The 22,524-nt window shown below is 38.7% G+C and carries 16 protein-coding genes; 12 read left to right on the forward strand and 4 right to left on the reverse strand.

From position 1 onward, the window contains the following. Window positions 1-548 precede the first annotated feature (548 nt). From CXF74_RS18195 to CXF74_RS18205, 3 genes are all read left to right on the forward strand, one after another. On the forward strand, window positions 549-1,490 hold the full coding sequence (locus CXF74_RS18195) for a tRNA-dihydrouridine synthase (RefSeq protein WP_101083947.1): 942 nt from the start codon (window positions 549-551) through the stop codon (window positions 1,488-1,490). A 321-nt stretch (window positions 1,491-1,811) separates the two neighbouring features. Then, window positions 1,812-2,828, forward strand: coding sequence for a response regulator (locus tag CXF74_RS18200; RefSeq protein ID WP_101083948.1), 1,017 nt, complete (start codon window positions 1,812-1,814; stop codon window positions 2,826-2,828). Then, window positions 2,828-3,784, forward strand: coding sequence for a sensor domain-containing diguanylate cyclase (locus CXF74_RS18205; RefSeq protein WP_101083949.1), 957 nt, complete (start codon window positions 2,828-2,830; stop codon window positions 3,782-3,784). The genes CXF74_RS18200 and CXF74_RS18205 overlap by 1 nt, the downstream gene beginning before the upstream one ends. A 157-nt stretch (window positions 3,785-3,941) precedes the next feature. Here the strand turns inward: CXF74_RS18205 and CXF74_RS18210 are convergent, their stop codons facing one another. Then, window positions 3,942-5,141 carry a diguanylate cyclase domain-containing protein gene (locus CXF74_RS18210; RefSeq protein WP_101083950.1) on the reverse strand — a complete coding sequence of 400 codons (1,200 nt, stop codon included), beginning with the start codon at window positions 5,139-5,141 and terminating at the stop codon, window positions 3,942-3,944. A gap of 231 nt (window positions 5,142-5,372) precedes the next feature. Next, window positions 5,373-6,227: a bifunctional methylenetetrahydrofolate dehydrogenase/methenyltetrahydrofolate cyclohydrolase FolD gene (folD, locus tag CXF74_RS18215; protein WP_101083951.1), complete on the reverse strand. Its 855-nt coding sequence runs from the start codon at window positions 6,225-6,227 to the stop codon at window positions 5,373-5,375. Between the two features lie 215 nt (window positions 6,228-6,442). On the opposite strand from folD, the gene yccS reads away from it, so the two are divergent. The 3 genes from yccS to efpL are packed head-to-tail and all read left to right on the forward strand — an operon-like array spanning window position 6,443 to window position 9,576. Further along, window positions 6,443-8,644 (forward strand): YccS family putative transporter, encoded by a 2,202-nt coding sequence (gene yccS / locus CXF74_RS18220; protein ID WP_101083952.1) that lies wholly within the window; start codon window positions 6,443-6,445, stop codon window positions 8,642-8,644. After that, entirely contained in the window at window positions 8,634-8,960 is a 327-nt protein-coding gene (locus CXF74_RS18225) for a TusE/DsrC/DsvC family sulfur relay protein (RefSeq protein ID WP_101083953.1), read from the forward strand. Before yccS ends, CXF74_RS18225 begins: the two co-directional genes overlap by 11 nt. Before the next feature lie 49 nt (window positions 8,961-9,009). Then, window positions 9,010-9,576, forward strand: coding sequence for an elongation factor P-like protein EfpL (efpL, locus tag CXF74_RS18230; RefSeq protein WP_101083954.1), 567 nt, complete (start codon window positions 9,010-9,012; stop codon window positions 9,574-9,576). Between the two features lie 153 nt (window positions 9,577-9,729). Here efpL and CXF74_RS18235 read toward each other — a convergent pair whose 3' ends face one another. Together CXF74_RS18235 and CXF74_RS18240 are read right to left on the reverse strand one after the other, a co-directional pair. Beyond that, window positions 9,730-11,187 (reverse strand): CHASE4 domain-containing protein, encoded by a 1,458-nt coding sequence (locus tag CXF74_RS18235; protein WP_101083955.1) that lies wholly within the window; start codon window positions 11,185-11,187, stop codon window positions 9,730-9,732. Next, the gene (locus CXF74_RS18240; RefSeq protein ID WP_101083956.1) at window positions 11,174-14,719 is read right to left on the reverse strand and encodes an ATP-binding protein; all 3,546 of its coding nucleotides are present in this window, start codon (window positions 14,717-14,719) and stop codon (window positions 11,174-11,176) included. Before CXF74_RS18240 ends, CXF74_RS18235 begins: the two co-directional genes overlap by 14 nt. A 476-nt stretch (window positions 14,720-15,195) precedes the next feature. Here CXF74_RS18240 and CXF74_RS18245 point away from each other — a divergent pair, with 476 nt between their 5' ends. The 6 genes from CXF74_RS18245 to CXF74_RS18270 all read left to right on the forward strand — a co-directional run bounded on the left by CXF74_RS18245 (window position 15,196) and on the right by CXF74_RS18270 (window position 22,286). Next, window positions 15,196-16,851 carry a response regulator gene (locus tag CXF74_RS18245; protein WP_101083957.1) on the forward strand — a complete coding sequence of 552 codons (1,656 nt, stop codon included), beginning with the start codon at window positions 15,196-15,198 and terminating at the stop codon, window positions 16,849-16,851. A gap of 13 nt (window positions 16,852-16,864) precedes the next feature. After that, window positions 16,865-18,064 carry an EAL domain-containing response regulator gene (locus CXF74_RS18250; protein WP_198552911.1) on the forward strand — a complete coding sequence of 400 codons (1,200 nt, stop codon included), beginning with the start codon at window positions 16,865-16,867 and terminating at the stop codon, window positions 18,062-18,064. An 81-nt stretch (window positions 18,065-18,145) separates the two neighbouring features. Beyond that, a complete protein-coding gene (locus CXF74_RS18255) occupies window positions 18,146-18,856 on the forward strand; it encodes a Crp/Fnr family transcriptional regulator (protein ID WP_101083959.1) in 711 nt (236 codons plus the stop codon). Window positions 18,857-18,963: 107 nt separating this feature from the next. Then, window positions 18,964-19,938 (forward strand): SPFH domain-containing protein, encoded by a 975-nt coding sequence (locus CXF74_RS18260; protein ID WP_101083962.1) that lies wholly within the window; start codon window positions 18,964-18,966, stop codon window positions 19,936-19,938. Between the two features lie 15 nt (window positions 19,939-19,953). Next, a complete protein-coding gene (locus tag CXF74_RS18265) occupies window positions 19,954-20,418 on the forward strand; it encodes an NfeD family protein (RefSeq protein ID WP_101083960.1) in 465 nt (154 codons plus the stop codon). A gap of 257 nt (window positions 20,419-20,675) precedes the next feature. After that, complete coding sequence (locus tag CXF74_RS18270; protein ID WP_101083961.1) at window positions 20,676-22,286, forward strand: serine protease; 1,611 nt, start codon at window positions 20,676-20,678, stop codon at window positions 22,284-22,286. Window positions 22,287-22,524: the final 238 nt, after the last annotated feature.

The raw sequence follows: 22,524 nt of genomic DNA on the forward strand, positions 1-22,524 counted from the left end.
TTACTTTACCTACAATCGGTGCCGATTTAAATATGAGAATTAACGATAATTTTCAGAGGTTTTAACCTGCAAGTTGAAGTGCGTCAGGTATATACCCATGCTACTTCAAGATGCCTTGTCAGGCACAAGCTCGATAACCAGAGCAAGGCACAACATGAGGTAACCTATCGAACGGTTAACTACGTGAACCTTCTAACAATAAAGGATTAAAAAAAAGACTTTAATCCTTTATTGTTATTCACTTTTCGCTTGTTGTAACACTGGGCTGCCATGGTTGAATAATAAGCGAGCTTACGCCCCGTAGGGCAAGGTAACTTGCACCCATCTACGTCGTTATAAAATATCGACTTAGAATGACTAGGCTTCAATTTTATGCCTAGTATCTCGGCACAATTTTCCTTGCTGACTTTGCATCTTGAAGTTGCATGGGTATATCCACTGACTCGGTGAGTTTATGCCCCTAATACCTTAGCTGAGTGCTTGTTGGATTTTGCACCTTGCGTGATAACGGGTATAATGCGATCCTTTTATTTTAAGTAGTTGTTTACATGAAAGTCACTCTTGCCCCGATGGAAGGCGTAATGGATCACCATATGCGCCAGTTGCTCACTTCAATTGGTGGAATTGATCTTTGTGTTGCTGAATTTATACGTGTTATTGAACTGAAATTACCCGCTAAAGTATTTCGCCGTATAAGCCCCGAATTAGACAATGGCAGTAAAACCCTCTCTGGCACACCTGTACGTATCCAACTGCTGGGTCAAAATCCACAATGTCTGGCAGAAAATGCCAATAGAGCCATACAAGTCGGCTCTGATGGTATCGACCTAAATTTTGGTTGCCCGGCAAAAGCGGTGAATAAAAGCAAAGGTGGCGCGGTATTATTAAAATGCCCTGAGACGCTTTATAACATAGTCAAAGAAGTCCGTGATGCGATGCCGACGCATCAACTTTTGAGTGCCAAAATTCGCCTTGGTTATGAAGACAAGTCATTAGCGATTGAAAATGCGCAAGCAATAACAGAAGCAGGCGCGAATGAACTCGCTGTTCATGCACGTACTAAAGAAGAGGGATATAAACCGCCCGCACATTGGCACTGGATTGCCAAGATACGAGAAGCCATCAATATTCCGGTAACGGCTAATGGTGATATTTTTAGTCTTGATGATGCCAAACGATGCATGGAGATTAGTGGCTGTGACCGCTTGATGATTGGCCGAGGTTCACTGGCAATGCCAAATTTAGCGCAAGTAATAAAAGAAGTAGAAGCGCCTTATACTTGGCCACAAACTTTAGATTTGATGATCGAGTATTTATATATTCAAACTTACGGTGACAAAGAAAAATACCTGCCTAATCGTATAAAACAATGGTTAACGTTTATGCGTTTACAACAGCCACAAGCACTGGTTTTTTTACATAAAATTAGAAAAATTAAAACCACCCAAGAGATGCTCGATGCGATTCGCCACGAACGCCTCCACGCTTAGCTGCTGTTATAAGCCCAACTACAATGGCATAAATAGAATAATCGTCACTTTATAAATTACCGGTACAATTTATAAAGTGACTAAATGACGTCTTAGATGATTAATCTCCTATGTCATTGACATATTAATAATCAATAAATAGTTCAAAACCATTGATTATCCTCATTAAAACGAATTCGTTGCAATATAGTTCACAATTTCCTCTATTTATGTAAAATAAATGTTAAACCGTTAAAATGACTGCACTAAATGTTATTATTAGCCTATTCTATTTATATTAGTTAAAAACTCTTATTTTCCATTATCATTTTCAGGGGTTCTATGTCATTACCCGTTTTAATTTGTGACGACTCTGCATTAGCGCGAAAATCAATCGCGCGCTCTCTCCCAAAGGATTGGGACATTTCCGTCAGTTTTGCAGAAAATGGCGAACTTGGTCTCGAGGCTATTCGACAAGGGAAAGGAGATATTGTTTTTCTCGACCTGAATATGCCTATATTGGATGGATACCAAGTATTAGAAGCAATTTGTAAAGAAGACTTACCCGCCATTGTGATCGTTATTTCAGGTGATATTCAACCTGAAGCGCATAAAAAAGTACGTGAGTTGGGTGCCATTGATTTTATTCAAAAACCCATCAATCAAGAAGAATTAGTTAGTTTATTAGCCTCGTATGGTATTTATAAAGCGGGTAGTCATCATTCTCTTGAAATCGACAATGAAAATAAAAATGATGAACCACAGATTACCATTGGCTTACGTGATGCCATGCAGGAAATTTCAAATATTGCCATGGGGCGCGCCGGTGATCTGCTCGCACGTTTACTGGATGTATTTGTTTTATTACCTATCCCTAACGTAAATACGCTAGAAACCAGTGAGTTACACATGGCCCTGACTTCTATTGCCAGTAACGATAATGTCTCAGCGGTTTCACAAGGGTTTATCAGTTCTGGTATTAGTGGGGAAGCACTGATCATATTCCACGACTCTAGCTTTAAAGATATGGCTAAGTTACTTAAATATGATGAAAAGCTAGACGACCATATTGAAATAGAGGTGATGAATGACATCTCTAATATACTGATAGGGGCATTTTTAAGTGGCCTTGCAGAGCAACTTGACATTCATTTCAGTCAAGGACAACCTAACGTATTAGGTCAGCATTGTCATGTTGAAGATTTAATCACCGACAGACAAGCACATTGGCAAAAAACACTAGCGATAGAAGTTAACTATGCTATTGATAATTACAATATTAAATGCGATCTTTTACTGTTATTTACAGAAGACTCCATTGATACACTTACTAACAAAATAGGATACTTACTAAACTAATGAGTGCAAGTATAGAGCTTAAAGATATCCATTGGCTAATCGATATGGTGCAAAATATCGATGTTGGTTTAGTGGTTATTGATTTAGAGATGAATGTTCAAGTGTGGAATGGTTTCATGGAAAACCATTCTGGTCTTCTTACTGCGCATGTTGTAGACAGAAAATTAAACGAACTTTTTACCGATATTCCCAAAGATTGGTTACAGCAAAAACTGGATACGCTTTGTGTATTAAAAAACAAGGCATTTACAACCTGGGAACAGCGCCCGTACCTTTTTAAATTTAAAAGTTACCGCCCTATTACCAGTAATTCTGAATTTATGTATCAGAATGTTACCTTTTTGCCACTCAGTGATATTACCCAAAAAGTCACACAAGTCTGTCTGATTATTTACGATGTCACAGATGTTGCTTTGAATAAACAAATGGCTTTAGAAGCGAACCGTAAATTAAAGCATTTAAGTCATACTGATACCTTAACGCAATTACACAATCAAGGTTACTGGAGAGAATGTTGTCAGGCGGAATACAAACGCCATACTCGTACACAACAGCCTTCTTCATTAATCATGCTTGATATTGACCACTTCAAAAATGTTAATGATACTTACGGTCATCCGTTTGGTGATGAAGTTATCAAAAAAGTAGCTGATTGTATTAGAGAAAACATGCGTGAGACAGATATTGCAGGTCGTTATGGTGGTGAGGAATTTGCGTTAATCTTGGTTGATACTAACTTGGAAAGTGCCAAACTTGTTGCTGATCGTATTCGTGCTAGCATTGAAGCATTAGCTCTTAAGCATCAAAATAAAGTCGTTAAAATAACATCAAGCTTTGGTGTTTCTCATATTACGGGTAACGTACCTAACTATGAAAACTGGATCAAAACAGCTGATCTCGGTCTGTATATTGCTAAAGATACAGGCAGAAACAAAGTCGTAGTAAGTCCGCATTAAATAATTTCACCAATGCGCAGACAATAAAAAGGCCTCTCACAATAAGTATTGTGAGAGGCCTTTTTATTGCTAAGTTATCAACTTAGCAATGTTTATGTCTGTTATAGCCATGACAATCAATGGAGGAAACACTAAGAAACCACAAAGGTTATTTTTATTAACTCACGCTAACTTGATCATAACCCGATGATTTTGCATCACTTAAGGCAGCATCTGCTTTAAACATCAATGCTTTCATTGAGTTTTCATCGCTTGGAAAAACACTTGATAAACCTAAGCTCATTGTGAGGTAGTCACTCACTGGAGAAGAAGCATGGTCCATTGCGAGCTCTTGAATAGAAGAACGTAACCCTTCAGCTACTTTTAAACCTTTAGTTGCATTGCCACCCTTCACTAAAGCAACAAATTTTTGTGCTTCAAGTCGAGCAACAAAACATTCTAACTCTTCACTTTTACTTTTTAGTGTACAAGCAGCAATCAAAAGAATGTCTTCACTGGTTTGCTGTCCATGCAACTTCGCATACTCATCAAAGAAGTCGAGTTCACAGATAACCATTGATAATAACTCTTCATCACGTGAAGCTTCTTGCCATGCATTAACAAAATAAGTATTAAAGTCACGACGATCAGGAATCTGCATTTCAGTCATTAAACGATCGAAGTCACTCAATTCTGGTGCAGAAATTTTTTCAAGTTCAATAGCACTACTTGCTAATCCATTCTCTTTATTTTTCAGTTCAGCACTACCGCTTACCTGATTACGGCCTGATTTTTTAGCACACTGTAATGCGATCACTGATTTTTTCATTAAGACTTTCATAGATGTCGGATAAACACTTGAAATACCAATACTTAATGTGACCACATCACTCACTTGAGAGTGTTTATGCTCTGTACGTGATTTTTCTACTGCAACCCTTAATGACTCCGCAATTTCATGAGCAGCCTCAACGTCACCGCCTTTAATTAAAATAGCAAATTCATCGCCACAGTAACATGCTAAATAGCAGCCAAATTTTTCACAGGTGTTTTTAAGTGCGAGGCCAATAACCAATAACATAAAGGCAGAGCCTTGATGGCCATAATGGTCATTGTAGTCTTTGAAGAAATCAATTTCACAAATGAGTACAGACAGTAATTCGCCCTCTTCACTCGCCTGTTGCCAGTATTTTTCATATTGCACATCAAACGCATGACGATCAGCAATATTCATTTGTGACATTACTTGTTCAAATGCAGAGCTTTCAGAGCTAACTTTTTCTTCGGGGTTTTGATAATTAGCGATGTCCACAACAGCTTCGTTATTTACCAGATCGTAAGCGTCACTACTGTTTTTTGTGTGATTAGATTGTGCCATCCGCTATTCCTTTACCGTAGTTTCTCTATTAACCTAAGCTATAAATGCTAGTTGGAATAGAGTTATTTCAACTAATTACAATAGGTCACTACGATATTATCTGTAAGCGGCATTTTTAGTTCACTAAATACCGCATTTCAACACAAGGGAATTTGCGAGGCCTCACACTTTTGTTCTATAACTGATGAATACAAACATAATTCATCAGTTAATTTGTTAAGAGAGCATTATTTAACTATGGAATTCATTACATGCAAGTAACGTATTTTCGATCAACGTTGCTACTGTCATTGGACCTACACCACCGGGAACCGGTGAAATCCAAGCAGCACGCTCTTTAGCAACATCAAATTCAACGTCGCCCGTGATTTTTCCGTTTTCTAAACGATTAATACCCACATCGAGTACGATCGCGCCTTCTTTTACCCACTCACCAGGAATAAAGTTAGCTTTACCACGTGCAACCACTAAAATTTCAGCACGCTCAACATGACTTTGTAGATCTTCGGTAAAACGGTGACAGGTTGTTGTTGTACAACCAGCAAGTAACAACTCTAATGTCATTGGGCGACCGACGATATTAGATGCGCCAACAACAACGGCATGTTTACCACGAATATCGACACTAATGGCTTCAAGCATACTGATCATGCCACGCGGTGTACAAGAGCGTAATAATGGAATGCGTTGTGCTAAACGGCCAACATTATAAGGGTGGAAACCATCAACATCTTTGTTAGGATGAATACGCTCAATCACTGTCGTTTCATCTAAACCATCAGGCAGTGGGAATTGGACTAAAATGCCATCAATCGTTGCGTCTGCATTTAATTCATCAATTAAGGCTAAAAGTGCATCCTGTGACGTGCTTGCAGGTAAATCAAATGCTTTTGATGTAAAGCCTACTTTCTCACAGGTTTTACGTTTACTTCCCACATAAATTTGTGATGCAGGGTCGCCACCCACTAGTATTACTGCCAATCCAGGAACACGTAATCCTTTTGCTACTCGCTGTGCAACGCCTTGTGCTACTTTATCCGTAATTGCAGCCGCAATTGCTTTTCCATCAATGATTTGTGCAGACATGTTCCATTCTCTATATGTTGAAGTAAAAAGTGAGGTTCCATTTGTGCGCATTATCGCAAAACTGAGCATTGATGTCACATAAATTGCATTAGATAAGCGCCCAAAGTATTAAAAAACCAGCTGATTTATTAATTAAAAGGGTTAATATAAAGATTAAGATCAAAGGTTTATTCTGAAGCTTCGCTACACTGCTTTTCATTTTTCTAAGGGAATGTATGAACATTGCATTATCTCCATTGTTACGTCGCCTTATCTCAGACTCAAATATTCATGCCGGTTTTCGCGTTTTTATTGCCATGGTTATTACGTTTATTCCCTCTATTGGCAACTTCACATCAAAAGTATTCGACCAACCTGCATTAAATATTTCTATCTCACTTTGTTTAGGCGTGATGGCCTGTGCCATTGTAGAAACCGATGATAACCACATAGGAAGACGAAAATTCATGGCTGCTATTTTGACCTGTTTTTTCATTGCCTCATCATGTGTCGAATTATTAATGCCTTACCCGGTGTTATTTTCACTGGGTTTATTATCTTCAAGTTTTGTTTTTATGATGCTCGGCGCATTAGGGACGCAATACAGTAAGGTGGGATTTGGTTCCATTTTAATCGCCATTTATACGATGATCGGACACCAAGATGGCATTGCCTGGTTTGTACAACCCCTACTACTTTCCATCGGTGCACTTTGGTATGGCTTATTTTCAATTATTTGGAATTTCTATAACCCCAACCGCTCACTGCGCGAACAACTCGCACAGCTATTTTTCTCATTGAGCCGTTACAAACAGCAAAAATCAGCTCTGTTTAATGAAGTACAAGGACATAGCCAACAAGCCTTGTATGCGATTCGCCAACAATTGGCAATTCGTAACATTTCAATTATGGCGCGTCTACAGCAATCGCAAAACATCATACAATCGCGTTTTAATGTCTGCCAAAAACAAAATGAACTACAGCAATTAAATCACTTCTATATTGTCGCCGAACAAATTCATGAACGTATTACCGCGAGCCAATATTTATACAGTCAGTTAGAAAATAGTTTTGGTAAAAGCCAAATATTAGAAGGTTATCACCAGTTATTTTTAGAACTCAGCGAAGATTGTTTCCAATTGGGTGTAGCAATCAATGATAAAAAACATTACCAACATTCACGCCGATTAGCCTGGACCATGAAAGCACTGGCAGACCAATTAAAATTACTCAAACAACGACTACAGCTGACTGAAGACAATCACGAAGCAATGTTAGCGTTACAAGCTATCTATGAAAATCTACAAGGTGTAGATGATTTATTAAAGTCAGTCAGCCAACAAAGTGAACTCACTGTTATTACCTTAGACACCGAAAATGCAGTCAAACCCGCGTACTGGAAAACGCTGATAAACGCGATGTCGCCAAGCAATAGTACTTTCAAACATGCAATACGTATCAGTATCAGTTTAGTACTGGCCTTTGTTATTCAGCAGGCATTTCAACTTGAACATGGTTTTTGGCTCTTACTCACTGTGTTATTTGTTTGTCAGCCCAGTTTTAGTGAAACACGTAAGCGCCTAATGCAAAGAACACTGGGTACTCTAGCGGGCATATTACTCGGTTATCCGGTTTTACTGTTAGTTGATAACAGTTGGATTCAGGTCTTTTTTATGATTACCAGTGCCTTTTTCTTCTTTAACTATTTACGCACTAATTATGCATTGGCGGTTATCTTTATTACCTTGTTTGTGATGTTTGTTTTTAATCTATTAACCGGCACTGGCATCGATATTTTACCGGCACGTATATTAGAAACGCTACTGGGCTGTATATTGAGTGTGTTAGCGATTAGTTTCATTTTTCCCGATTGGCAATTCCAACGTTTCCCTTCGTTAGTAAGGGACCTGTTAACCTTAAGTAATCGCTATTTTAATGTGGTCAGTCAGCAGTATCAATTTGGGCGCAGTGAAAACTTAAACTATCGCTTAACCCGCTTTCAAACCTTTCAAGCAGATGCGAAGTTAACCTGTGCATGGCAAAGTATGCTTTTTGAGCCCACTTCAAAACAAAAGCTTAACCGCGAAGTTTATGCCTTAGTGAATCGCTGTGATGCCTTAGTGTCCTATATTGCAGCACTTGCATCACATCGTCATAAGTTCGACGAGTTTGAGCACAATATCGCGCTACAAGGGTTAATTAGTGCAACGGCTAAACAAATAGCCTTCGCCTATAACCCACAACAAGTCGATGAAGCACAACTGGTCATTACCATCGAAGAGTTTGAAAACTACAAACCAACACTTTCAGGTGAAGCATTATTAATCGTTGAGCAACTGCGTTTAATCGCATTTACGGCCCTAGATATACAAGTGCTATTACAACAGGTAGACTTCAACAACCAGAAAGTAAAAAATAGGAATAAACGTGTTATTTAACGGCCAACAATACCCAACAGACAGCCAAGGTTATCTTTTAGATTCAACACAGTGGACGGAAGCTTTAGCCACAGAGATTGCTCAATTAGAATCTGTTTTATTGACCGATGAACATTGGCAAGTGGTATTTTTTGTACGTGAGTTCTATCTTGAATTTAATACCTCTCCCGCTATTCGAGCACTCGTCAAAGCGATGCAAAAAAAGTATGGTGCAGAGTTAGTTAACAGCCGTTATCTCTACCGTTTATTTCCAGAAGGTCCCGCAAAACAAGCAACAAAAATAGCAGGATTACCTAAACCTGCACGTTGCATATAGTGAATAAAGCACTAAAAAACGACTAAACATTTAATCAAGGAATCTAGCAATGCCAAAAGCAAGTGATGTAAAAAAGAATAGCGCTATCGAATTTAACAACAGTGTTTATATCATTAAAGACATTGAACGTTCAGTACCTCAAGGCCGTGCCGGTGGTAGTTTATACCGCATGCGTATGTACAATGTAGTGACCGGTGCTAAAACCGATGAAACATTTAAAGATGGCGACATGTTAACAATGGCCGACCTTATTCATCGTGACGTAATGTATTCTTACGCAGATGGTGATGAGCTGGTGTTCATGGATAATGAAGATTACACACCTTACAATTTCTCAAAAGAGCAAATTGAAGATGAATTACTGTTTATCACTGAAGCAACACAAGGTTTACAAGTTTTAGTGATTGATGGCCAAGCCGTTGCACTTGAATTACCACAAACTGTTTCACTGACGATTACAGAAACTGACCCGTCTATCAAAGGTGCATCAGCTAGCGCACGTACTAAACCTGCAACACTAGAAACAGGTTTAATCGTACAAGTACCTGAGTACATTGCGAGCGATGAGACAATTAAAATTAATACAGCAGAAAAGAAATTCATGAGCCGTGCTTAATCACACCGCCATATAATACCAATTACAATATATAATTGAATTGGTATAAAAACAAAAAGGGGGTTAAGTATTTTACTTAACCCCCTTTTTTTAGCGCTTAATAATACTAAAACAAGGTGTATTACTGACCTTCTGCAATATTAACAAAGCAGCTTAACTAACAAGACTTAACCCAGCCTCACTACGGCGTAGAATAACCATCGCACCAGAAACATGGTCTAGGCCCACCAGCGGTCGTACAATCACTTCCATTTTATCCACTAATTTATCATCGGCTAAACGGCGTAACAAACACTCCTGATGAAAGTCCTGTTGTTTATTCAACGCGTTATACAACCAATGTGTCGCACTCATTTCCGTTTGTTTAAGGTTAACCAAAAACAGTGACAACGGTTGTGTCAGCAGTGCCTGTTGATCAAAACCAAGCCACTTTTCCGCCGGCGGATTAACATAAGTAATGAGCCCTTGATCATCTACGGTAATAATAATATCGCCAATGGCATTTAATAAGGCTTCATTAAGTTTATGTTTTTCATCAAGACGCAAAAATAAAGATTCAAAGGTCGTATATAACCCCCCTAATTCACTATTAAGTAAAAAATTACTATGACGTTGTTCGGGTAATTTTAAGGTTGTTTCAGCCATGTGCATGTCACGGAGTAAATTCCCTAACGGCTTAGTCACAAAACGTTTTATTAAATATAAAGCCACAAAAGTACTCAATAAAAACACACCTAACTGTATCGCTAGGCGGATATAAAACGTCGTTATTCTATTGTTATTAACCGTCAGTTTTAGGTTGATTTTAAACGGCAGTAGCAACTCAGCATCGGCAAATAAATCGTAAGTAAATGAGTCAAAATAGGCAAGTTGTTGTCTATTGATTTCACGGGCGACTAAGCTATCATCTAATTTAAAGCGCACATTCTTTTGCATCGCTTCGCTATCAATTAAAAACAGAGATTTGTCCATACTTTGACTAATATTATCGACCTTTTTCCCATTTAACAGTGAGAATACCGTCAAGTAACCATTGCTGGTATAATTTTTTTGTGAATCAAAAATAGGTGTTTTAACATAATAAAAAATACGCTGCTGTACGATCACTAAGCCTTTTTTATTATCGTTATTAACCTCTTGCATGAGGCCACTCAGTTCTCGGTGAAGCGATAGTTCCAGGTCACTCACTGAATGAATGATCTGACCATTATTATCTTGTACGAATACCGTGTTAAATTGATTATTAGCTAATAATGACGGCGCGAGTCGCTGTTTAATATAGCGTTCGTTTTGACTGTGAAGTAACGTACTGGTAATCGACCAATCATCAAAGGAGGCAGAAAATTTATTCAAGGTTTGATGATTATTCACAATTTGATAAAGCTGATCATCACTTGCATAAGAGTACACAAATTCTAACAACTGTTCGTATTCATTATTGAACAGATTGATAAAAAATCGTTTATATTTTTCAGCATTTGTATCGCGCCAATGTTTCTGCTCAGACTTATATTCAAACAGGTCAAGTGAGCTATTAACAACAAAGAAAAACAAAAAAATTGAGCTACATAAGAGCATTAAACGATTATCAAATTTATTATGCCACTTCATTATTTTTCTCCATATTTTTGTTTTGGTAGCCACAAACTTCAGTGGCTAGTAATAACAGGCCAGAGCAAAGCGCAGTTACTTTTTCAGTCAGTTCAGATTCAGAATAGCTCAGCGCGTGTAACTCTAACTCACAAGCTACGTCACCTAATTGAGAGGCACCTAAATATAAAACACAACCTTTGATTCGATGTGCACAACTTTGTAAGCTTTGTATGTTTTCCTGTTTATGTAACGCCTCAACCTCTTTGCAATCATTTTCCACTCCCTGTAAAAAGGCCTGAAATATAATGCCAATTAACTCTTCATCACCTGCATTAGATTCAAATACATGGTCAATATCTAAGTGTGTGAATCCATATGAATGCGCCCTACTCTCTACACTTTTTTGTTCTTGTTCTTGAACAGGAAAGAAGTCTGTAAGATCGCTGCCAACATCAATTTCAAGGTCTAGGTCGAGACCACTGATGCTTTCCATGCCCATCTCAATATCAATATCAATATCAAGGTTAGCGCTACTGTCATTCGTACTTGTACTATCACTCTGTATTTCTTGATTAAATATCGCATCAAAATCATAATCACTGATCACGTCAGCTTGTTTATCTTGATTAAATAACAACGCAAAATCATCATCACTCAAGAACGAATCAGCGACCTCTGGTAACAGCGATAATTCTTCAATATTGAGTGGAGTACTCGTTTCTGGATAAATTTTCATTAATCCCGCGAGCAATTTATTTTCTAATACTTCAGACGGACAAGGCTTAGAGAGGTAATCATCAAATCCGGCATCAATACAACGTTTAGACGCACCACTTAATGCATCTGCTGTTAACGCGATGATCCAAGGTTTTTGATCTATTTTTAGTTTTCTTAGCTCGCCTGCCAGCTCGAAACCATCCATTTCAGGCATATGGCAATCAGAAATAACAATGTCATAATCATCATTTTTAAAGTATTCAAGTGCCTCTGCACCATTAACGGCTAACGTAAGGTCAGTAATACCTAAGCGCTTAAGTTGTCCTTCAATCACTTTGCGATTAACGGCATTATCTTCTGCTAATAACAGTTTTAACCTTGATAAATGTGCAGAAGCTTGTGGTTTAGCTTTCACAAGATCCAGGCGTTTATCTTGTACTGGCACATCAACTGCTGTTAACGGTAATGCAATGGTAAAAACACTACCAAAACCGATTTTAGAATGCACGGTTATCGTGCCTTGCATCTCATCAACGATTTCTTTACAGATACTTAAACCCAGCCCAGTTCCACCAAAGCGACGGGTAATATCACCTTCGGCTTGTACAAAGGGGTCAAATAAAGTATTTAATTTATTCTCCGGAATACCGATACCACTGTCTCTGACTTCGATATGAATCAGCTGTTTTACCGTCCCGTCTAGCTCAGAGTAGTGATCATCAATCAACTGCAGGCGCAGCTCTACGTAACCTTTTTCTGTAAACTTTAAGGAGTTAGAAATAATATTATTAACCACTTGCATCAAGCGAATACCGTCAGTGACGTAGTTTTGCTTCAGCTTTTCATCTACAAATAAATTAAAATTTAAACCACTTGATGCCGCCTTATGACGAAACGTATCCATCACGCCCTGCAATACTGCCTTAAGGTCTGTTGGCAGTGTTTCAAGGGTTAATTTTCCAGCATCCATTTTAGAAAAATCAAGTACGTCGTTCAGTAAGGCCATTAAATTACGTGCAGAGCTATTAAGCGTGCTTAGTAAATCATCTTGCTCAGCTGAAAGTTCGGTAAAAGTAAGTGCTTCAGCCATCCCTAAAACACCGTTCATGGGTGTACGAATTTCATGGCTCATTCGAGCTAAAAACTCAGTTTTTGATCTGGCTAACTCAACCGCTTTATCCGTTGCAATTTCAGATTTTTTAAGGGCTTTTTCTATTTTAATTTGTTGCTCTCGGCGCGTGCGATACTGCCATTGATAAAGCACAAACAGTAATACAAAAATCAGCAACACAATGACACTAATAATGACGATTCTATCAACGATGCGTGATTTGAAATTATCATCTAATGAGGTTAATAACTGTTGTTGCCAACCTAAATGTAAGGTCTCTTGAAAATCGACACCAAGGCGTTGAATGCCCGAATTTAAAAGCGTGACAAAATTACTGTTCTTTTTATTAACACCAATACGTAATACTAAGTCGTCTTTGATATCGTCTATCTTATATATATCTAAATTGCTCACGTGCATAGTGGCCATTAAATTTGCAATATTTAAAATATTACCAAAATAGGCATCTACATCTCGGTTAGCAACGGCAGACATCGCTTCCTCTGAGGTTGCAAAAATAGACAGTTTAATACCTGGTATATAACGTTTTAACATTTCCGTTTCATGTAAACCGCGCACAGCCGCGACATGTAATCCGGTTAGTTTTTCGATGGCGTTGTAAGACTTGTAACTAACGATGGCTAATTGCGCTTGGTCGATACCTTGAGTAAATTGCAAATAATTAGAGCGTTTATCTGTTTTAAATAACCCGGGGAAAATATCAACTTGTTGTTTCTTTAAGGCTTCAAGTATTTCATTAAATGAATCATAACGTTTTGCTTCAAAAGTAATGCCCATCGAAGCGCTAAGCGCTTCAAGATACTCAATATAATACCCTTTTACAGTGATATCATTTTCAATAAAATAGGGAGCTGCACCCTGCGCCATATAAGCAAAGGTTAATACTGGATTATCTACCAACGCTTCCTGTATAGATTGGCTAATGCCCTTTTCATAACTACCCGCCAACAATTCAAACACATTGCTATCCGCGGTAAATAAACGCTCCCATATAAACACTAATTTTTGTTGGTCTAAATTACGAATGCCTCGATTGATATCCAGCATTAAGTCTTTTTCGAAATAACGTGTAATGGCGCGCAGAGGCACACTTTCATCGAGATATTCAGAAATGTAATTACCGTAATAGGCACTTTTTTCATACTCTACTTGGGCAACAAGAGGCGCCCATGACCATACATAATCAGACTCATTGCTAAACAAGCGTGTACTGCTACTCACACTCTTTCGTTGCAAGCGGTTACCGATCGTCGTTTGAAAGAAACTAGGCTCTAATACCGAAATAGTTTTGTGTGTTTCTCGGGCATTAACATGGCGATACAATACCGTTTTTAAGGCCACATACGGAATACTATACAAATAACTTGAGCGATTTTTTGATTCATAAAAACCCGTCGAAATAATATCGATATCATGTCGATTTAAGGCACTTTGCATTTCATTAACCGGGTATTCAGCAAAGCTGACATGGTAATTATATTGTTCACCCCAATACAGCCAATATGCCTTGATAAACTGTGTCAATTGCTGGTATTGATCAACGCCAGCAACAGCACGGCTCTGCGGCAATCCAACAATCACCTTAGTAAGGGCAGATACCTTACCTGTTGTTACTTGTTCGGCAGCGTTTACTTGACTAAAAACGCTTAATAAAACCAGCATTATGAGTAAAGGATATTTTCGTATAGCGGTTAAATTCAAACCTAAGTGCTCCTATAAATACCCATGCTACTTCAAGATGCAAAGTCAGCAAGGGAAATTGTGCCGAGATACCAGGCATAAAATTGAAGCCTAGCATTCTAAGTCGATATTTTATAACGACGTAGATGGGTACAAGTTACCTTGCCCTACGGGGCGCAAGCTCGCTTGTTATTCAACCATGGCAACCCAGCGTTACAACAATCGAAAAGTGAATAACAATAAGGGATTAACGTCTTTTTTAATCCTACCGTTAGAAGGTTCACGTAGTTAACGTTCTAACGGTTACCTCATGTTGTGCCTTGCTCTGGTTATCGAGCTTGTGCCTGACAAAGCATCTTGAGGTAGCATGGGTAACATGGACCGCTATTCTATTTGTATTAATCACACAACTCTGTTCTTTAAAGAACAGAGTTGTGTGATTAATAACCTCATAATGCGACTTCTTTAGAACCTGCATTAGAAAAGTGGAAGCATTGATGAGTAATTTTAATTTTGATAAAACACGCCCTATTTTAGTCATTGACGATTGCCCTATGTATCGTACTGCGACCCAAGGCATGTTATTAAAATTTGGTTTTAGTCAAAAACAAGTCCACCTTGCGCACGATGCCAAAATGGCGTTGAAAAAATGTGCCACACAAAACTTCCAATTGGTGATGTGTGATTATAATTTAGGCGACGCTAAAAATGGTCATCAGCTGATTGATGAGTTGCAACATAAAAAGCTATTAGCTGCCGATTGTATTCTGTTGATCGTTACCGGTGATGCTTCGTCTGATGTGGTACGTGGATTTGCTGAATTATCACCCGATGGTTATATGGTTAAGCCATTGAGTTACTCAACTTTTAGTAAAAGACTGCCAGGTATTGGTAAACAAAAAACCTCGTTATCAACTTTGTTAACGAGTTTTGCTAATGGGCAGTTTACCGAGAGTTTAACCTTTGCTGAAGAAGCGATATTTTTAGGCCAGGATGTTGCCTTTAATGCACAGATCATTAAAGCCAAAGCGTTATTAAAATTAGGCAAGACAAATGATGCACGAAATCTTTTAATTACTCTGCGTAAAGGATCAAACTCAGCACAAATAACACTGTTACTAGCAGAGGTGTTTATTGAACAACGCCACTTCCAATATAGTGAACAATTATTAACGTCACTTATCGCTGAGCCAGCTTACAAAACAGCCGCATTGCACCTATTAGCCACTCAGTATTTTGAGCAAAACCAGTTCTCTAAAGCATTAGAAACAATCACAGAGTCAGTCAAAGCTTCACCAAATAATATTCAACGCCATAAAATAAAAACCATGATTGCGTTGGCAGACTTTCAAATAAGTGCCGCAGCCGATGCCATAAAAACAACCAAGCTTCGTGTGCAAAACTCATTTCGTGACACCATAGAAATACATCAACTGGCGGCCATGATTTGCCTTGACCAATTACAATTTTGCGACGTAAAAGACAAAAAATTACACAGCGATCGCTTTATGCTGTTATGTAAAGTATGGCGTACACAATTTATTCAAACACAATATAAAGCGATGGAATTAATTGCAATGGCCCGTTTTTATACATTACGTGGCGCACATAAAAAAGCCAAACTGATGTTAAGCGAGTATCAATCATGGCTTTCAGTAAACCCTGAACATACTGAACAAGCGATCTGCTTAATTGAGTTATCAAAAACGCAGCTTTTACTGGGTTTAAGCAAAGAATATCGATTAACCTCGAAAGCCATAACGCCTCTTTTACAAGAGACACAAATATTAGAAGATAAAGCCCTGCATTTTTATTATGCAAGATGGTGTAACCAAGTTGAAAGTAATAACAGTGAAGCTGATGAGTTCAAAAAACAAGCGTCAAAATTGATAAAAGAAGAATATTTTGAGCGATCAGTATTGTTGCTTTTGCGTGCGTTAACGCTTAATAGTAACGATCTTGAAACACTGGCTTTACTGCACAACAACTTGACAAAGGCATGGCCTAAGTCATGGAGCAAACAAGAAGTTCGTAGTTTAGCCTTGTATTGTTTTGAACAACTACGCCATAGTAGTATTGCAGAAACAAAAGCATTCATACTTAATAATCAACGCCTCAGCAAGCAGTTTAAACTTGTTAAGTCAGTCGCTTAAACCGGTAAATATGATGAAAATTACACATATATTAGTCGTTGAAGACGATGTTTTTCAACAAAAAACATTAAAAAGCATGCTGCAAAAAACCTGTGATGCCCCTGTACACATTGTTAATAATGGTAAACAGGCGATCGACTATTTAACGGCTGGCCACCAGCCGAATCTTATCTTATGCGATCTTAATATGCCTGAAATGGATGGTATCGAGTTGCTCCGTCGTCTTGCACAAAAAGAGACTGATGCCTATATTGTGCTGTCGAGCTCTGTTGCCCCGGACCTTCAGCAAGCAGTGATGCGCATGGCTAATTATTATGGTTTACAAAGAATCACTAACTTAAATAAGCCCATTAGTATTGCTAAGTTACAACATCTTTTTTCTAATCTACCTAAAGAGCATGTACGTACGAATCAATGCAATATTCAAATAAATGACAGCGATATAATCAATGCGTTTAAAGACGATCAATTTACGCCACATTTTCAAGCGCATTTTGAACGTGAAGCATTACAAATAACCGGCGCAGAAGCGCTGATTCGCTGGCAACATCCTGAACATGGTTTATTAACGCCCTATTATTTTTTAGACCGCGTTTACCAGCTCAATTTAGGCACGCAGTTAACCAAGATGATGCTAGATAATTCTATTCATCGCTGTGCAAATTGGCACCAAAATGGTTGGCCGTTGCATATTTCAGTCAACGTTTCACATTCCGATTTAGCCGATGTCACCTTTACCGATATGGTACTGTCATTGCTTGCGCATTATAAATTGCCTAATCGATACCTCACTGTTGAAGTGACAGAAACGGAATTATCGCCAAACTTAGCGCAATCATTAGAGAACTTAACCCGTTTGCGCCTTAATGGTGTTGAAGTCTCCATTGATGACTTTGGTACCGGTCACTCTTCTTTAAGCCAGTTAATTTATAGTCCTTTTACTGAGCTCAAAATAGACCAATCATTCACCAACAATATGATGTCTGATAATAAACAGATGGCCGCGGTAAAAGGCTCGATTGCTATCGCTAAAAGTTTGGGATTACGCATTGTTGCTGAAGGCGTTGAAGATCAAGCGACGCAGGATGCGTTAGTTGATATGGGCTGTGATTTATTGCAGGGTTATTACCTTTCGAAGCCCATTTCAGAACAAGCATTTTCACTTTTATATAAAGATTCAATAAAATCATCAACCAGCAAGCGAGCAAGCTAAGCCAGTGATCGTTATATTGCATTAACATATTGACTCGCCTTTGCTATATTTAATACTCCTACCGATAAGTTTGAGTATTAAATGCAGCAATATGACGTTGAAAAAATAAAATGGCCCACCTCGCTTTCTGCAACGGTAAAAGAAAAACTACTCAATATCGCCTACTACGGGGATAATTTCACTCCACAAGTGTCCACCAATGCAAAACCTCAGCATCCAGGTGTTTATTATTTTATCCGCGGTTTAGCGACCTTCTCTTACACCACCTCTAATATGAAGAATATTCGCGGTTGTGTGTTTGGTGGCGGGGATTGGATTGGTGCAAATTCACTGTTTAGAGAAAAAAGCTTATTTCTAGTACCAGAAACATTAACACCGATTGAGTTTCTGTATTTCCCTCGCGACAAAATTGAGAAATTAAGTATGACTTCACCGGAAGTGTATCAATGGTTATTTTATTGTATTGGTAATACTCAACCTAAAATAATGCAATCACAACTCACCGCGTTACATGATAAAACCTGTCGTATTGTTTATACCTTGCTGGAACTCGCCCGATATACCCCGGTGTTATTAGGTTCAACGCCTTCCATTCGCATATCGCAACAACAACTAAGTACAGTGACGGGATTATCTCGCCCGCGCATTAACGAAGTGTTAAAGACGTTAGAGAAAAAAGGCGAGATATCACTAGAACGAGGCTGTATTCATATCGTCGAACAAGCAGGATTAGATAAATACCTCGATGAGCTTAATACCATGTTTCATGATCCACGCGACAATATCGCATAATATGTCACGATTTGCTAAATAGCCCTTTCTAAGTTGAGTAAAAAATGATTTAATCAAGGCATTAAATGTCACAAATTATTTTATTTACATTAACTAAGAGGTTAAATATGAACGAATTACTTTCTATTACAACATCACCCTGGCTTTGGTTTGTTGCTGTTCTATTATTTACCATTAAAAAAGGTATCTATTTTGTACCACAAAATCGCGGTTATGTTATCTATACCATGGGTAAATACTCAGGCACATTAAACGCAGGCCTTAATTTCATTATTCCTTTTATTCAAAGCGTCGCCGCAGATCGTAATTTAAAAGAGCAATCTCTGGATATCGCATCACAATCTGCGATTACTAGAGATAATATTACTCTGCAAATTGATGGCATATTATTTATGAAAGTCATTGATGCAGGTGCCGCCACAAATAATGTAACAGACTACAAATTAGCCGTTATTCAACTCGCAATGACATCAATGCGTAACGCCATCGGTTCAATGGAGCTCGATGAATGTTTCCAGAATCGTGACACTATTAATGCACAAATTTTAGGTGCGATGACTGAAGCGACTCAACCTTGGGGTGTCATGGTCACTCGTTATGAAATTCGTGATATCACGCCACCACAGTCAATCAAAGAAGATATGGAAAAACAGATGACCGCAGAACGTGAAAAACGTAGCGTTATCTTAACCGCACAAGGTGTTAAAACATCGGCAATTACTGAAGCTGAAGGCTTAAAAGCAGCGCGTGTCCTTGATGCAGAAGGTGCAAAAGCCGAGCAAGTATTAGCAGCTGAAGCTGAAAAAGAGAAACGCGTATTAGAAGCACAAGGTAAAGCGGAAGCGATTCGTCTTGTTGCAGAAGCAGAAGCAAGCGCGCTTAAAGTGATTGGTGAGCAAGCTTCAACGGCCCAAGGTAAAAAAGCCGTAGAATTAACACTGGCACAAGATGCCATAAAAGCACATGCGGCGATTGCCCATGAAGGAACCATTGTATTAACTGACGGTAATACCGGTGAAAACATCGCAAATACTGTTGCACAAGCGATCGCTGTTTCTAGCTCATTAAAAGTGGCCGACTAATCAAAGGAGAACAAGATGGATACTGTGATTGATTATCTTTTTTCAAACCATGATAAATTATTATATCTGCTAGCAGGTGTCTCACTGCTTGTTGAACTTACCTTAATTGGCTTAAGTGGTCCGTTATTGTTCTTCGCGATGGGCTGTGCATTAACAGGCGCATTGGTCTCACTTAACCTTATTTCTACATGGGAAATGGAATTACTGTTTGTGGGTATTTTTACAGTCTTAAGTAGTTTACTTATGTGGGGACCGCTTAAACAGTTCCAAGGGACCGGTAAAGTCAGTGATAACAGCAGTGATATGATTGGGCAAATTGTGGCAGTCAGTGAAACCGTGACACATTCTGCCGGTTCAGTCCGTCATTCTGGTGTTAACTGGACCGCACGTTTAGCTGAAGACAGTGATAATGAAAGCATTGATGTTCAGCAACATGTGAAAATATGTGCCGTCAACGGTAATATTTTGATTGTTAAATAACTCGCCCTTCATCAAAAAGCAATACCCTGCTTAATATAATACTTCATAACTTGTTACCCCTGATATTAACAACCAGCACACATAACATTACATAGATCATTTTATAGAACAATATAAATGTGCATTGTCATATTAGACAATGGTTAATCAGGTATTAAAATTACATTAACAGAGTGACATATTTTATTCTCAAGGTTTGATAGAACGATAGTCATAATGAGAAGTCTCACTGCTATCGCTAATTTAAAGGAATAATAATGAAAAAATTCAACAGGGCATTAATCCTACTCCTGCTCTTACAAAGCCCATTATTAATGGCCAATGATGATATTTCCACACGTATTGTCGGTGGTGTAGACAGTATAGAAGGAAAATGGCCCTGGGTAGTCAGCGTCAATGCAGGCGGTTTTGTTTGTGGCGGTTCATTGATTAACAGCAATACCGTGTTAACAGCTGCGCACTGCTTATTCAATAGTGGTACACCTATCCTTAGCAGTGCTGTCACTGTCAAAGTGGGTGAATATGATAAAAAATCAACCCCAGCCACTGCGACAACCAATATCATTAATATTAGTGTGCATGAGAACTATGATCCTTCGGATAACGCAAGCGGTGATGATATTGCCCTACTCCACCTAGATACACCAATAAACGATGTAACCCCTATCACCTTGCTTGATGCAAATAATACAACGTTGGCCGTTGCGAGTGAATACTCAGTCACCGCAATGGGCTGGGGATCTACAGTCGGTTATTCTCCCGGTCAAGAAGTAGTACCCGCTTTATCTAACATATTAAAAGAGGTTGAATTACCGTTACAAACCGATGCCGCGTGTAGCACTAATTTGGGCGCGAATTACGATTCATCCTCGATGATTTGTGCGGCACCTGTTTCGGGTGGAAAAGACTCTTGCCAAGGGGATAGTGGGGGTCCGTTAGTTTATCATCATGCTGGTCGTTGGAAGCAAATCGGTATTGTCAGCTGGGGAGCAGGTTGTGCTTCAGCAGGCAACCCTGGTGTCTATACTCGTGTTGCAAATTATGCGAGCTGGATAACAGCGGTTACTAGCAACCTCTATCTTAAAAATAAATTGAACTACCCTTACACCCCAATCAATGCGACATCAACGCAAACACTCTTGATTGCGAATAATGCGGCAGAAACTGCCAATATTACTTTGGCACTATCTGGATCAGATACATTTTCTTACACGCAAGGCACCTGTGACACTATTTTAGCAGGGACAACTTGCCCATTAGTGATTACTTATGCGCCAACCGCAACCGGTATTAGCCAAGCAACGATCAGTATTGACAGTGATTTAACCGATGCGGTGACACTAACGAGTAGCTTTACAGGTGTACCAGTGAGTGATATTGCCGCTATTGCCGAACAAGCGAATTTTGTAAGCAGTAATACCCAGTGGTTTACTGGCGGTGATGCAGAGTGGGCCCTCCAAGCAAACAGTACTATTTTACAAACAGCAAGAATTACCGATAATCAAGAAACCGTGCTTATTGCTGAAATAACAGGCACGGGAATGTTAAGTTTTGAATGGGCGGTTAGCTCAGAAATTAATTTTGATTATTTATCATTGATAATTAATGGAAGAAACATTAATAGAATTTCAGGCATTGGTGAATTTCAAGCATTTTCCTATCTATTAACTGAAAACACCAATGAAGTTATCTGGCGTTACACAAAAGATGAAAGTGCATCGAATGGTAGTGATCAAGGTTTTGTTACAAAAGTCACCTTTGAACCTGTATCAGTAAGTAATTCAGGAGGTGGTGGATCGTTACTGTTTATTTTCTTTATGCCGCTGTTATTGCTTCGTAAAATTTGTACTCGCAAAACACATTCATAATCAATAAAGCCCGTGAATAGGTTGGATAAATTTAATTTATTCAACCTATTCAACTTAAAGAATTACCTTACAATTATGACAGGCACTAGGTAGAAATAGACGTTGCCTAGCTCACCTCATTCTTTTTAGACTAAATCACTGACTTGCTCACGTCATCCTTCATGGGCACAATTTGTGCCAGAGCAATACAATTGCAACGTATTGTTGCTGATTTTTCCAATGCGGGAAAACAAAGGAG

The organism is Psychromonas sp. Urea-02u-13, from assembly GCF_002835995.1.
GTDB lineage: Bacteria > Pseudomonadota > Gammaproteobacteria > Enterobacterales > Psychromonadaceae > Psychromonas.

Bases quoted from the DNA above. Each gene is read 5' to 3' on its own strand.
- CXF74_RS18195 (WP_101083947.1), top strand. From the start codon at position 549: ATGAAAGTCACTCTTGCCCCGATGGAAGGCGTAATGGATCACCATATG.
- CXF74_RS18200 (WP_101083948.1), top strand. From the start codon at position 1,812: ATGTCATTACCCGTTTTAATTTGTGACGACTCTGCATTAGCGCGAAAA.
- CXF74_RS18205 (WP_101083949.1), top strand. From the start codon at position 2,828: ATGAGTGCAAGTATAGAGCTTAAAGATATCCATTGGCTAATCGATATG.
- CXF74_RS18210 (WP_101083950.1), bottom strand. From the start codon at position 5,141: ATGGCACAATCTAATCACACAAAAAACAGTAGTGACGCTTACGATCTG.
- folD (WP_101083951.1), bottom strand. From the start codon at position 6,227: ATGTCTGCACAAATCATTGATGGAAAAGCAATTGCGGCTGCAATTACG.
- yccS (WP_101083952.1), top strand. From the start codon at position 6,443: ATGAACATTGCATTATCTCCATTGTTACGTCGCCTTATCTCAGACTCA.
- efpL (WP_101083954.1), top strand. From the start codon at position 9,010: ATGCCAAAAGCAAGTGATGTAAAAAAGAATAGCGCTATCGAATTTAAC.
- CXF74_RS18235 (WP_101083955.1), bottom strand. From the start codon at position 11,187: ATGAAGTGGCATAATAAATTTGATAATCGTTTAATGCTCTTATGTAGC.
- CXF74_RS18245 (WP_101083957.1), top strand. From the start codon at position 15,196: ATGAGTAATTTTAATTTTGATAAAACACGCCCTATTTTAGTCATTGAC.
- CXF74_RS18250 (WP_198552911.1), top strand. From the start codon at position 16,865: ATGAAAATTACACATATATTAGTCGTTGAAGACGATGTTTTTCAACAA.
- CXF74_RS18255 (WP_101083959.1), top strand. From the start codon at position 18,146: ATGCAGCAATATGACGTTGAAAAAATAAAATGGCCCACCTCGCTTTCT.
- CXF74_RS18260 (WP_101083962.1), top strand. From the start codon at position 18,964: ATGAACGAATTACTTTCTATTACAACATCACCCTGGCTTTGGTTTGTT.
- CXF74_RS18265 (WP_101083960.1), top strand. From the start codon at position 19,954: ATGGATACTGTGATTGATTATCTTTTTTCAAACCATGATAAATTATTA.
- CXF74_RS18270 (WP_101083961.1), top strand. From the start codon at position 20,676: ATGAAAAAATTCAACAGGGCATTAATCCTACTCCTGCTCTTACAAAGC.